This is a genomic window from Stenotrophomonas pictorum JCM 9942 (genome assembly GCF_001310775.1).
Classification (GTDB): Bacteria; Pseudomonadota; Gammaproteobacteria; order Xanthomonadales; family Xanthomonadaceae; genus Stenotrophomonas; species Stenotrophomonas pictorum.
Map to the genome: position 1 here is coordinate 1 of NZ_BAZI01000061.1, position 11,407 is coordinate 11,407.

Annotated in this window: 6 protein-coding genes, 4 tRNA genes and 4 pseudogenes; 13 read left to right on the plus strand and 1 reads right to left on the minus strand. The window is 63.2% G+C overall.

The window, feature by feature from the left end; translation table 11 throughout:
* The 7 genes and pseudogenes from JCM9942_RS05300 to ychF form a co-directional block, all read left to right on the plus strand.
* On the plus strand, window positions 1–304 hold a 304-nt coding region (locus JCM9942_RS05300; protein ID WP_172675049.1), incomplete at its 5' end, for an outer membrane lipoprotein LolB.
* A complete protein-coding gene (ispE, locus tag JCM9942_RS05305; RefSeq protein WP_089153139.1) occupies window positions 301–1,179 on the plus strand; it encodes a 4-(cytidine 5'-diphospho)-2-C-methyl-D-erythritol kinase in 879 nt (292 codons plus the stop codon). The genes JCM9942_RS05300 and ispE, both read left to right, overlap by 4 nt.
* 3 nt (window positions 1,180–1,182) lie before the next feature.
* Window positions 1,183–1,259: transfer RNA gene (locus tag JCM9942_RS05310), tRNA-Gln, on the plus strand.
* A gap of 106 nt (window positions 1,260–1,365) precedes the next feature.
* Entirely contained in the window at window positions 1,366–2,325 is a 960-nt protein-coding gene (locus JCM9942_RS05315; protein WP_054658190.1) for a ribose-phosphate diphosphokinase, read from the plus strand.
* Between the two features lie 105 nt (window positions 2,326–2,430).
* The gene (locus JCM9942_RS05320) at window positions 2,431–3,036 is read left to right on the plus strand and encodes a 50S ribosomal protein L25/general stress protein Ctc (RefSeq protein WP_054658192.1); all 606 of its coding nucleotides are present in this window, start codon (window positions 2,431–2,433) and stop codon (window positions 3,034–3,036) included.
* 50 nt (window positions 3,037–3,086) lie between these two features.
* Window positions 3,087–3,667, plus strand: a pseudogene (pth, locus tag JCM9942_RS05325) (aminoacyl-tRNA hydrolase).
* A gap of 70 nt (window positions 3,668–3,737) precedes the next feature.
* Window positions 3,738–4,828 (plus strand): annotated as a pseudogene (gene ychF, locus JCM9942_RS05330) (redox-regulated ATPase YchF).
* Window positions 4,829–5,054: 226 nt separating this feature from the next.
* Here ychF and JCM9942_RS05335 read toward each other — a convergent pair.
* Window positions 5,055–8,183: a TonB-dependent receptor plug domain-containing protein gene (locus JCM9942_RS05335; RefSeq protein ID WP_343123477.1), complete on the minus strand. Its 3,129-nt coding sequence runs from the start codon at window positions 8,181–8,183 to the stop codon at window positions 5,055–5,057.
* 223 nt (window positions 8,184–8,406) lie between these two features.
* Here JCM9942_RS05335 and JCM9942_RS05340 point away from each other — a divergent pair, with 223 nt between their 5' ends.
* The 6 genes and pseudogenes from JCM9942_RS05340 to JCM9942_RS05365 all read left to right on the plus strand — a co-directional run.
* Entirely contained in the window at window positions 8,407–9,390 is a 984-nt protein-coding gene (locus JCM9942_RS05340) for a cyanophycinase (RefSeq protein ID WP_089153140.1), read from the plus strand.
* Window positions 9,391–9,603: 213 nt separating this feature from the next.
* A pseudogene (locus tag JCM9942_RS05345) lies at window positions 9,604–10,622 on the plus strand (isoaspartyl peptidase/L-asparaginase family protein).
* 137 nt (window positions 10,623–10,759) lie between these two features.
* Window positions 10,760–10,845 (plus strand) — tRNA-Tyr (locus JCM9942_RS05350).
* 27 nt (window positions 10,846–10,872) lie between these two features.
* Window positions 10,873–10,946, plus strand: a tRNA-Gly gene (locus JCM9942_RS05355).
* Between the two features lie 37 nt (window positions 10,947–10,983).
* Window positions 10,984–11,059: transfer RNA gene (locus JCM9942_RS05360), tRNA-Thr, on the plus strand.
* Between the two features lie 46 nt (window positions 11,060–11,105).
* Window positions 11,106–11,407: pseudogene (locus tag JCM9942_RS05365) on the plus strand (GTP-binding protein); the annotation flags it as partial.

The window sequence follows — 11,407 nt, forward strand, 5'->3', positions numbered from 1 at the left end:
CCCGCGCGCCGGTGACGATGCCGGTCTGGTGCTGCTGCAGGCCACCGGCTGGGAAATCCCGGTCGCCCAGCTGCCCGACTGGGTGCGGGGTCTGTCGGCGCAGGATGCGGTGGCCCCCGATCATTTGGGGTTCGATGCCGAAGGCCGGCCGCGGGTGTTGCGCCAGCAGGGCTGGCAGGTCGACTACCTGGACTGGTACCCGGCCGAAGCCGGGCGCCCGTCGCTGCCGCGGCGGATCGAGGCGGTCAATGGCGATGCCAAGGTGCGGCTGATCATCGATGAATGGGGAATGGGCACTCCATGAACACGGTTGTCGATGGCCCGGGCTGGTCGTACTGGCCGGCGCCGGCCAAGCTGAATCTGTTTCTGCATATCACCGGCCGCCGGGCTGATGGCTACCACGAACTGCAGAGCGTGTTCCGTCTGCTGGACTGGGGTGACCGGATCGGCCTGCGTGTGCGTGAAGACGGTCAGATCCATCGCGAGGGACCGTCTGTTCCCGGCGTGGCCGAGGCCGACGACCTGGTGGTGCGCGCGGCGCTGGCGTTGCAGAAGGCGTCCGCCAGCACGCTGGGGGCCGATATCCGGGTCGAAAAGCACATTCCGGCCGGCGGCGGGTTCGGTGGCGGTTCCTCCGATGCGGCCACCGTCCTGGTGGCGTTGAACCTGCTCTGGGATACCGGCTTGGATGAAGACGCGCTGGCCGCGCTGGCGCTGGGACTGGGCGCGGATGTGCCGGTGTTCGTGCGCGGGCGCAACGCCTGGGCCGAAGGGGTGGGCGAAAAGCTCACGCCGCTGACCCTGCCGCAGGCGTGGTATGTGCTGGTGGATCCGGGTGTCCATGTGCCCACGGCTGAACTTTTCCGTTCACCGGATTTGACGCGGGATGCCACACCCGTGAAAATAGCCGACTTCGCTTCCGGGACCGTCCTCGGAAATGCGTTCGAGCCGGTGCTGCGGCGTCGGGAACCTGCCATCGAGGCGGTATTCCAGGCATTGGCAGGCATGGGTCGGGCACGGCTCACGGGGTCGGGAAGCGGTTGTTTCGTCGAATTCGCCACATGCGCTGCCGCAGAGCAGGCCCTGGCGGAATTGCCGAAGGAGCTGCGGGCATGGGTGGCTGCGAGTGTTGATCACTCGCCACTGCTCGATGCGCTGGAGACGACAGGAATTGTTTGATGCAGGGGCGTCGCCAAGAGGCCCAAGGCACCAGGTTTTGATCCTGGCATTCGTAGGTTCGAATCCTACCGCCCCTGCCACTCTTTCCTACGGCTGTAAGCGCAATGGAGTGCGCGACACGCAACACGCGCCACTTCTGCACCCCTGATGTCTTTTCGCTACTCGCCCCCGCCCGAGAGAGCTGTCATGCAAGAGTCCCCTAACCTGCTGGTCTTTTCCGGCAATGCCAACCGCCATCTTGCGCAGAGCATCTGCAAGGAACTGGGGGTGAGGCCCGGCAAGGCGCTCGTGTCCAAGTTCTCCGACGGCGAAGTGCAGGTCGAGATCCAGGAAAACGTGCGCAAGCAGGACGTGTTCGTGGTGCAGTCCACGGGCGCGCCCAGCGCGGAAAACCTGATGGAACTGCTGGTGATCATCGACGCGCTCAAGCGCGCGAGCGCCTCTTCCGTCACCGCGGTGGTGCCGTACTTCGGCTACGCCCGCCAGGATCGCCGCATGCGTTCCTCGCGCGTGCCGATCACCGCCAAGGTCGCGGCCAAGATGTTCTCGGCGGTCAATACCGACCAGATCCTCACCGTCGACCTGCATGCCGACCAGATCCAGGGTTTTTTCGACATGCCGGTGGACAATGTCTACGCCTCGCCGCTGCTGCTGGCCGACATCTGGCGCGCCTACGGCACCGACAACCTGATCGTGGTCAGTCCGGACGTGGGTGGCGTGGTGCGCGCCCGTGCCGTGGCCAAGCGCCTGGATGATGCCGACCTGGCCATCATCGACAAGCGTCGTCCGCGTGCCAACGTCGCCACGGTGATGAACATCATCGGTGACGTCGAGGGCAAGACCTGCGTGATGGTCGACGATATCGTCGACACTGCGGGCACCCTCTGTGCCGCCGCTGCTGCCCTCAAGGCGCGTGGCGCGCTGAAGGTGGCCGCGTACTGCACCCACGCCGTGCTCTCGGGCCCGGCCGTGGACAACCTGAACAACTCGCAGCTCGACGAGCTGGTGGTGACCGATACGATTCCGCTTTCCGAAGCGGCGCGCGTCTGTCCCAAGATCCGCCAGATCAGCGTGGCCGAAATGCTGGCCGAGACGATGCGCCGCATCGCCTTCGGTGAGTCGGTCAGCTCGATGTACGTGGATTGATGAATCCGGTTCCCGGCCTGCCGGGGACCACAACAGACTCTTCTGGTCGCGGAAGAGTCTTTACGCAGCGCCGCGAGGCGGTGCATCAACCAAGAGTAGTCAACAATGGCAAAGTCTCACGAAATCAAAGTCGTCCGTCGTGACGTGCAAGGTCAGGGTGCGAGCCGCCGCCTGCGTCATGCCGGCGTGGTGCCGGGCATCATCTACGGTGGTGATCGCGAACCGGCAATGGTCCAGTTCAACCACAACGAAATCTGGCTGGCCCAGTTCAACGACTGGTTCTACTCGTCGATCATCGACCTGAACCTGGACGGCACCATCCACAAGGTGCTGCTGCGTGACATGCAGCGTCACCCGTACAAGCAGCTGATCATGCACCTGGATTTCCAGCGCGTGAGCGACAACGAAGTGCTGCACGCCTCGGTGCCGCTGACCTTCATCAACGAAGACACCTCGCCGGCTGGCAAGTCCTCCGACGTGCTGGTGACCCACGAGCTGAAGGAAGTCAGCGTGGCCTGCCTGCCGAAGGATCTGCCGCAGTCGATCGTGGTCGACCTGGGCGAGCTGAAGGCCGGCGACGTGATCTACCTGTCGAACCTGAAGCTGCCGGCCGGTGTGGAAATTCCGGCCCTGAAGCTGGGCAAGGGTCACGACGATGCGGTTGTCATCGCCAAGACCGCGGGTGCCGAAGAGGCTCCGGCCGCCGAGTAATCGGCCAGACAGTGCCCGCCTTCCGGGGCGGGCACTGCGGTGCGTCTGACATGACAGGATTGCGACTGATCGTCGGTCTGGGAAACCCCGGACCCGAACACGCCCGGACCCGGCACAATGCCGGGTTTCATTTCGTTGAGGCCCTGGCGGAGCGGCAGGGTGTGCGCTGGACGCTTGAGAGCAAGCTGTTCGGCGAAGTGGCCAAGGTCGATATCGGCGGTCAGCTGTGTGGCTGCTCAAGCCGGCGACCTTCATGAATCTGTCCGGCAAGTCGATCACCGCCGCGCAGCGGTTCTGGAAGATCGAGCCGGAACAGACCCTGGTCGCACACGACGAACTGGACATGCCGCCCGGCGTGGCGCGGCTCAAGTTCGACGGTGGCCACGGCGGCCAGAACGGCCTGCGTGACACCATCCGCTTGCTCGGGCATGGCAAGTTCCATCGCTTGCGTCTGGGTATCGGCCATCCCGGTCACAAGGACCGCGTGGTGGGCTGGGTGCTGAACCGTCCGTCGCCGCAGGACGCGGTGCTGATGGAGCAGGCCATCGATGCGGCCATCGACGTGCTGCCGCTGGCGGTGGCAGGTGATTTCAATGAGGCCATGAAGCGGTTGCACACCGCACGGCCATGATTGCGGCTTGTGCTTTCGCGGCTTGATGCTGGCGAGAGTGCAAACCGGAATCTCGAATCGTGGAGTAAGCATGGGTATCAAATGTGGCATCGTCGGTCTGCCCAACGTCGGCAAGTCGACCCTGTTCAATGCGTTGACCAAGGCGGGCATCGCCGCGGCCAACTTCCCGTTCTGCACGATCGAGCCGAACACCGGCATCGTGCCGGTGCCCGATCCGCGTCTGGAAGCGCTGGCGGCGATCGTCAAGCCGGAGCGGGTGATTCCGACGACCATGGAGTTCGTCGATATCGCCGGCCTGGTCGCCGGCGCCTCCAAGGGTGAGGGCCTGGGCAACAAGTTCCTGGCGCACATCCGCGAGACCGACGCGATCGCCCACGTGGTTCGCTGCTTCGAGGATGGCAATGTCATCCACGTCGCCAACAAGGTCGACCCGATCGCCGATATCGAAACCATCGATACCGAGCTGGCACTGGCTGACTTGGAATCGGTGCTGAAGGCGCTGGACCGTGCCACCCGTGCGGCCAAGGCCAATGACAAGGAGGCGCTGGCACGCAAGCCGGTGCTGGAAAAGCTGTCCGCCGTGCTCGACCAGGGTCGTTCGGCGCGTTCGGCCGGTCTGGATGCCGAGGAGAAGGCGCTGATCCGTGACATGTTCCTGATCACCCTCAAGCCGCTGATGTACATCGCCAACGTCGCTGAGGATGGCTTCGAGAACAATCCGCACCTGGATGCGGTGCGCGCGCGTGCCGAGGCTGAAGGCGCGAGGTGGTGCCGGTGTGCGCGGCTATCGAAGAAGAAATGGCGCAGCTGGACGATGCCGATCGCGATGAGTTCCTCAAGGACCTCGGCCTGGACGAGCCGGGCCTGAACCGGGTGATCCGCGCCGGCTACAAGTTGCTGGGTCTGCAGACCTATTTCACCGCGGGTGTGAAGGAAGTGCGCGCGTGGCAGCTGCGTGCCGGTTCCACCGCGCCGCAGGCCGCCGGCGTGATCCATACCGACTTCGAGCGTGGCTTCATCCGCGCCGAAACCATCGCCTACGACGACTTCATCAACCTCAAGGGTGAGCAGGGCGCCAAGGAAGCCGGCCGCCTGCGCCTGGAAGGCAAGGACTACATCGTCAAGGAAGGCGACGTGCTGCACTTCCGCTTCAACGTCTGATCCCACCGGCGTTGCCGCACCATCAAGGCCCCGCATTGCGGGGCCTTGTCGTATCTGTGGTTTGTTGCATGGTCAATCTTTCGCCACGTTTTTGAAACCCTTGCGGTGCAAGGCCTGCGCACGGTTGTCCACAGCCTTCTCCATCCATTGCGCACAGCGCTTGTGGAGAACCGCCGGCTTGGAGTGACGTAAGCCATGAGGCGGGCATGCTTGAAGCGCGGTGCACTTATGCAACCTGACAATGCACGTACTTCGCGGCTCCCGCCGCTCCTGCAAGGTGGGCGGTACGGCGTACGTCGCGATGTGCTGGCGAAAAATTCACCATGCTTTTGAAAGCATTGCAGCGCAATGCCTGTGCACAGTTGTCCACAGTCTTCTCCATCCATTGCACACAGCGGCTGTGGAGAAATGCCGGCGCCGTCAGGTCCGGATCTTCCCGTGGCCCGTGTGCGCTGCGCTTACCCGGGCTACCCGGGCTGCTGGTGGATTGCAGGCACGTTGCAGCGTGCGTAAAACAACAAGGCCCGCTATTGACGGGCCTTGTTGGTACTACATGCAGACAGGCCCTACAGCGCCTTGCCGCCCAGCTTCCAGGTGAGCTGCAGGTAGTAGCTGCGGCCCATGCTGTCGAACCATGAGGTGTCGTAGTAGGGATAGTTCGACCAGGTCGGATCCTTCGGCGGCATCTTGTCAAACAGGTTGTTGACCGACACCGAGACACGCAGGTGGTCGGTGACGTCGTAGCGTGCACCGGCATTGAAGCGCCAGGTGGCTTCGGTCCAGGCATCGTTGTCGTAGTTGGCGACCTTGCCAGGTAGTTGCCGAACAGGCTGGCACCCCAGGCGCCCTTGTCCCAGCTGACGCCGATATTCGACTTCACCCGCGGCAACGTGGTGGCGCTGAAGCTGACATCGAGCATGTCTTCCTTCGGATCGCCCGGGAACTGCTGGCGGGTGTGGCGGTGGGTCCAGTTGTATTGGCCGGTGATGCTGAAATCACCTGCATTCGCGGTCTGCAGACGGTAGTTGGCAGCCACGTCGATGCCCGAGGTTTCCTCGTTGGCGATGTTGATCGGGCCGAAGCGCACGCTGGTGATGTTGCCATCACCGTCGCGAATCACCCGTGCCAACGCGTCCACGCAGGTCGGCGAGTTGATGTCCACGGCGGCGCCGCTGTCGGTGCTGCCCAGGCGGCAGTTGGCTTCGGTGATGCGCAGCAGCTCGCGGTCCTGCGTCTGCACCTGGTTCTCGATCCGGATCTTGTAGTAATCCACCGCCAGATCGAAATTGGCCACCGGCGACCAGACAAAACCGGCCGAGAACGACTTGCTGGTCTCCTCGTCCAGGTTCATGTTGCCGCTGTAGACATCGAACGTGCTGCCGTCATAGCTGCCGTCGTCATAGCAGTAGCCATCGGTGACCCCCGGCTCGGCGGTGCGGCACTGGAAGTAGTCGGTGGCGAAGCGGGTGCGGTAATAGTCGTTTCCGGCAAACAGGTAGTGCATGTCCGGCGCGCGGAAGCCGGTGCCATAGGAGCTGCGCAACAGCAGCGTATCCAGCGGGCGCCATTCCAGGCCTGCGCTGTAGGTGAACTTGCCCGGGCTCTTGCTGCCGTAGCTGTAGCGGTCATAGCGGCCGGCAACGCTGGCCTGCAGGGAAGAGGCCAGTGGCAGGCGCAACTCGCCGGCGGCACTCCAATGATCACGGTCGCCGCTGCCATCGCCGTAGCGCGGGCCGTAGTACGCGTCTTCGGTGAGCGCCAGCGGATCGGGGTTGATCTTGTAGGACTGCTCGCCATACTCCACCGCGCCAGCGAAGCCGACGTCACCCGCGGGCAACGAGAACAGCGATGCGGTGTCGACGGTGAAGCTGAGGTTGTCGTTCTTGGCTTCAGGACGGAACGTGGACATCGCCGCGATCGAGGCGAACTCGGCCTGGGTCAACGGCGTGAACAGCCGTGCCGGGTCCGGGGTGTAGATCGCGATGCCGTCATCGTCATAGCCCTTCAGCTCGCCCAGGAACAGTCGGTTGGCTGCCGCCGCCTTGATGCGCGGCATCTTGACGTCAGCCTTGTACTGGGAGTGGTTGTAGGCGGCCTCCCAGTTCCATTCCTCGGCGAACATGCCCTTGAGGCCGGTAGTCACCGCGAACGTCTTCTGGGTGGTGGTATTCATGCGGTTTCGCAGGCCGCCAACCTCCTCCGGGGTGAACTGGCGCGCCCAGTTTTCGTACCGCTCGGTGGTGGCGTTGTAGAAGATTTTGTTACGGTAGTTGTTGGTCGAGTTCGGGTCGTGGAACTCCCAGCCCATATGGTCGCTGGCGACATCGTTGCCGTTGGTGCCGGTCAGCAGCTTGACCTTCTGCCGGCCCAGCTGGACATCGGCAAACCACGAGAGCGCATCGTTGAAGCGGTATTCGAACGAGCCGTAGGCATTGAAACCTTTGCGCTCGTTCTGGATGGTGCGATAGGCAATGGCGCGTTCGCTGCCGCAATACGGGCCGTAGTCGTTCTCGGCGAGCACGGTGGTGCCGCCATTGAGGCCGGCCATCGCGGCGCAGCCGTCATCCGGCGCGATGTTTTCGTCGTCGTCCCAGTTCTGCAGCTGGGCGATCAGGCGTGGCAGGCGACGCTCTTCAGCCGGCGAATCCAGCGTTGAGTCCTGCACGTTGCGGTCGGTGCCCCACAGTGGGTGCTTGTTGATCAGTTCAACGCCGACGATGCCGCTGAACTTGTCCTGCTCAAAGCCGGTGGTGATCGTCAAATTACGCGAAGAGCCACCGCCGCGGCTGGTATCGCCGAAGCGGTAGTCGAAGGTGGTTCCATCCGTGGACTTCTTCAGGATGAAGTTGATGACGCCGGCCATGGCATCGGAGCCGTAGACGGCCGATGCACTGCCGGTCAGCACTTCAATCCGGTCAATCATGCCCAGCGGGATGTTGCCGACATCAGTGAAGTTGCTGCGGCCATTCAGTGGCAGCGGGAAATCGGCGATGCGTCGGCCGTTGACCAATACCAGGGTGTGGTTGGGTCCCAGCCCGCGCAGGTCCACCGCCTGGGCGCCGGGCGTGGACTGCGCGCCGGTGGTGTTCTGCTGGCCCTGGACGCTGCCGCTGTTCTGGCTGAGTGAGCGCAGTACATCCGGGACGGAAGTGAAGCCGGCCGATTTGATCTGTTCGGCGGTCACTACGGTGACCGGGGCCGGCCCCTCCACCTGGGCGCGGGGAATGCGTGAGCCGGTGACCTGGATGGTATCCAGTTGCTGGGGCTGGCCTTGCGATGTGGATTGCGCCAGAGCGGGGGCGGCCATGGACAGCAGGGCCAGTTGGATTGAACACACCATTGCGTGCTTACGCATGACTCAGCTCTCTGATGAAAAGTGTTCTGGAAAATGTCCTTGCCACGCTCGGTAATGCCGGGCGCCCCGGTCAGGAAAATGTGAATGGGGTGACCCATCTAACACCTTTTTTACATTGTTGACCACTGCCGGAAAGTCTGGCATTAGGGGTGTAAGCGATTACATGTGCGGCGCGGAGGGCGGTATGGGACGCAAGGTTTTGTGGCTGGGAAGGTTGGCGCTGATGGCCTTGGCATTCGGCGGGGCGGGGATGGCTGCCGCCGAGGAAAACCGAGGTCTCTCGCAGCCCGGATACCGCTACTACGAAGTCGGTGATCTGGATACACCGCGCCCGGGTGAAACGCAGGCGGCGATGATGCTGATGGGGGGCGGCGATTGGGTGCCGGAGGCATTCCAGTGGTGGGTTGAGCGCGCCGGCAATGGGCGCGTGGTGATCCTGCGCGCATCCGGCGGCGATGAGCTGCAGAAGGAGCTCTATTACGACATCGGTGGTGTCACCGCGGTACAGACGCTGGTTTTCGACAGTCGCAAGGCCGCGGATGATCCGGCGGTACTGCGGGTGGTCCGGGGCGCCGATGCGATTTTCATCGCCGGCGGAGACCAGTCGCGCTACATCCGTTTCTGGAAGGGCACCGGGCTCAATGAGGTGCTCAATGCCCATGTGCGCGCCGGCAAGCCGATTGGCGGAACCAGTGCCGGGCTGGCAATCCTGGGCGGGTATGCCTATGGCGCCCTGGATGGGGGGAGCGTCAATTCACCGGCCGCGCTGAGCGATCCGATGGGGAGCGAAGTCACCATGGACAAAGACTTCCTGGCCATGCCGTATCTGTCCAACGTGGTGACCGACACGCATTTTGCCAAACGTGATCGTCTGGGCCGCTTGATCGCATTTGTCGCACGCGCCGCCCAGGATCGGGGTCAGGGCGACATCGTCGGTATCGGCGTGGATGAGGACACGGCGCTGTGTGTCGAGGCGGATGGGCGTGGGCGCGTCTATTCGCTGGATGACGGCTATGCGTGGCTGGTCATGCCGCGCCACACCGCAGATCGCCTCAGCGATGGCGAACCGCTTGAGTTCAGTTCGATTCCGGTGACCGGTGTGGGTACCGGTAGCCGCCTGTACCTGGATGGATTCACCGTTGACGATGCCGCATTCACCGCGATGGCCAGTGTTGTGGATGGTGAGCTTGAATTGCAGCCCGACTGATCGTCGGGGTGTCTGCGTCACGAAAGGGGCTTCGGCCCCTTTTTCCTTTCCGGGCCCGGCCGGGGTTGCTGCGTTTCGTGGGCGGTGCCATGCCGGTACCGCCTGTCTGGATCCGGCTCCATTCGAATGCCGAGGGGGCGCGGCATCCTGGCGGTGTCTGTTCAGACCCGGCGCGGCGTGCTAGAATCGGGCTCTACCTCGGAGTGACGACACATGAAGCTGACTTCTGCAGTACTGCTGGGCCTGGCAACGCTGTCCTGTGGGGCGGCCGCGGCCGCTGCGCCATCACCGTTGCTGGTGATCCATGGTGGCGCGGGTGTCGAACGCAAGGACTTCAGTGCCGAAGAAGAGCGCGCGGCGCGCGCGGCGCTCACCGAAGCGTTGCGCAAGGGGCATGAGGCGTTGATGGCGGGCAAGCCGGCGCTGGATGCGGTGACGGCCGCCATCACCGTGCTGGAGGACGATCCGACCTTCAACGCGGGCCGCGGCGCGGTATTCACTCACGACGGCAAGAACGAGCTGGACAGCTCGCTGATGGATGGCGCCACGCTGCGCGCCGGTGCAGTGGCCGGGGTGCACACGGTCAAGAACCCGATCCTGTTGGCGCGTGCGGTGATGGAACATTCCCCACACGTGATGATGGTGGGCGAGGGTGCGGAGATGTTTGCCGCCGAGCAAAAGATCGAACAGGTCGATCCGTCCTACTTCCGCACCGAGAAGCGCTGGCAGCAGCTGCAGCGGGCACTGAAGGAAGAGGTTGCCGGGCAGCCGCACGCGGATCTGGAAACCGCCAAGCATTTCGGCACCGTGGGCGCGGTGGCGCTGGATCGCGAGGGCCGGCTGGCAGCCGGGACCTCGACCGGAGGCATGACCAACAAGCGCTACGGCCGGGTAGGGGATTCGCCAATCATCGGTGCAGGCACCTATGCCAATGCGCAGTGTGCCGTGTCCGGCACCGGCTGGGGCGAGTACTACATCCGCCTGGCGGTAGCGCATGAGATCTGCGCGCGCTGCAGTACTTGCAGGAGACCCCGGCGCAGGCCGGGCAGGAAGTCATCGTCAAGCGCGTGCCGGAGCTCGGTGGAGATGGTGGCGCCATCGTGTTGTCCGCAGATGGGAAGGCGTCGACTCCGTTCAATACCGAAGGCATGTATCGCGGCTGGATCGGAATGGATGGCGTGCCGCATGTCGCCATCTTTGCGGACGAAAAGCTTAAGATGCCCGGCGAATGATCGGTACGCCGCTGCAGTCAGAAATATTTTCATCGAATGTGAAGATTTCTGTTGACAGGGTCTGCGCCCATCACCAGAATAGCGGGCTCACCCACCCCTGACCGGTAAGGCCAAGGTCCTAGACAAGGGAGTGGTGCGGAGGGATACCCAAGCGGCCAACGGGGGCAGACTGTAAATCTGCTGGCTTACGCCTTCGGTGGTTCGAATCCACCTCCCTCCACCAGTTTTACGTTATGCATGTGTTCCCGGTGCGGGAGTAGTTCAACGGTAGAACCTCAGCCTTCCAAGCTGATGGTGCGGGTTCGATTCCCGTCTCCCGCTCCATTGAACGAAATTGAAAACATGTCATAATAGACAACTCGCTCACGTAGCTCAGTCGGTAGAGCACCTCCTTGGTAAGGAGGAGGTCGAAGGTTCGATTCCTTTCGTGAGCACCATCTTACTGACGTAACACTTTCATCTGATTACCGAGAAGAAGCAGCCATGGCCAAGGGTAAGTTTGAGCGCACCAAACCGCACGTCAACGTCGGCACCATCGGCCACGTCGACCATGGTAAGACCACGCTGACCGCTGCGCTGACCAAGATTGGCGCTGAGCGCTTCGGTGGCGAATTTCACGCGTACGACGCGATCGACAAGGCGCCGGAAGAGAAGGCTCGCGGTATCACGATTTCGACCTCGCACGTCGAATACGAATCCGCCACCCGTCACTACGCCCACGTGGATTGCCCGGGTCACGCCACTACGTCAAGAACATGATCACCGGTGCCGCCCAGATGGACGGT

Coding starts and splice junctions, on each gene's coding strand:
- ispE (WP_089153139.1), top strand. CDS start 301: ATGAACACGGTTGTCGATGGCCCGGGCTGGTCGTACTGGCCGGCGCCG.
- JCM9942_RS05315 (WP_054658190.1), top strand. CDS start 1,366: ATGCAAGAGTCCCCTAACCTGCTGGTCTTTTCCGGCAATGCCAACCGC.
- JCM9942_RS05320 (WP_054658192.1), top strand. CDS start 2,431: ATGGCAAAGTCTCACGAAATCAAAGTCGTCCGTCGTGACGTGCAAGGT.
- JCM9942_RS05335 (WP_343123477.1), bottom strand. CDS start 8,183: ATGCGTAAGCACGCAATGGTGTGTTCAATCCAACTGGCCCTGCTGTCC.
- JCM9942_RS05340 (WP_089153140.1), top strand. CDS start 8,407: ATGGCCTTGGCATTCGGCGGGGCGGGGATGGCTGCCGCCGAGGAAAAC.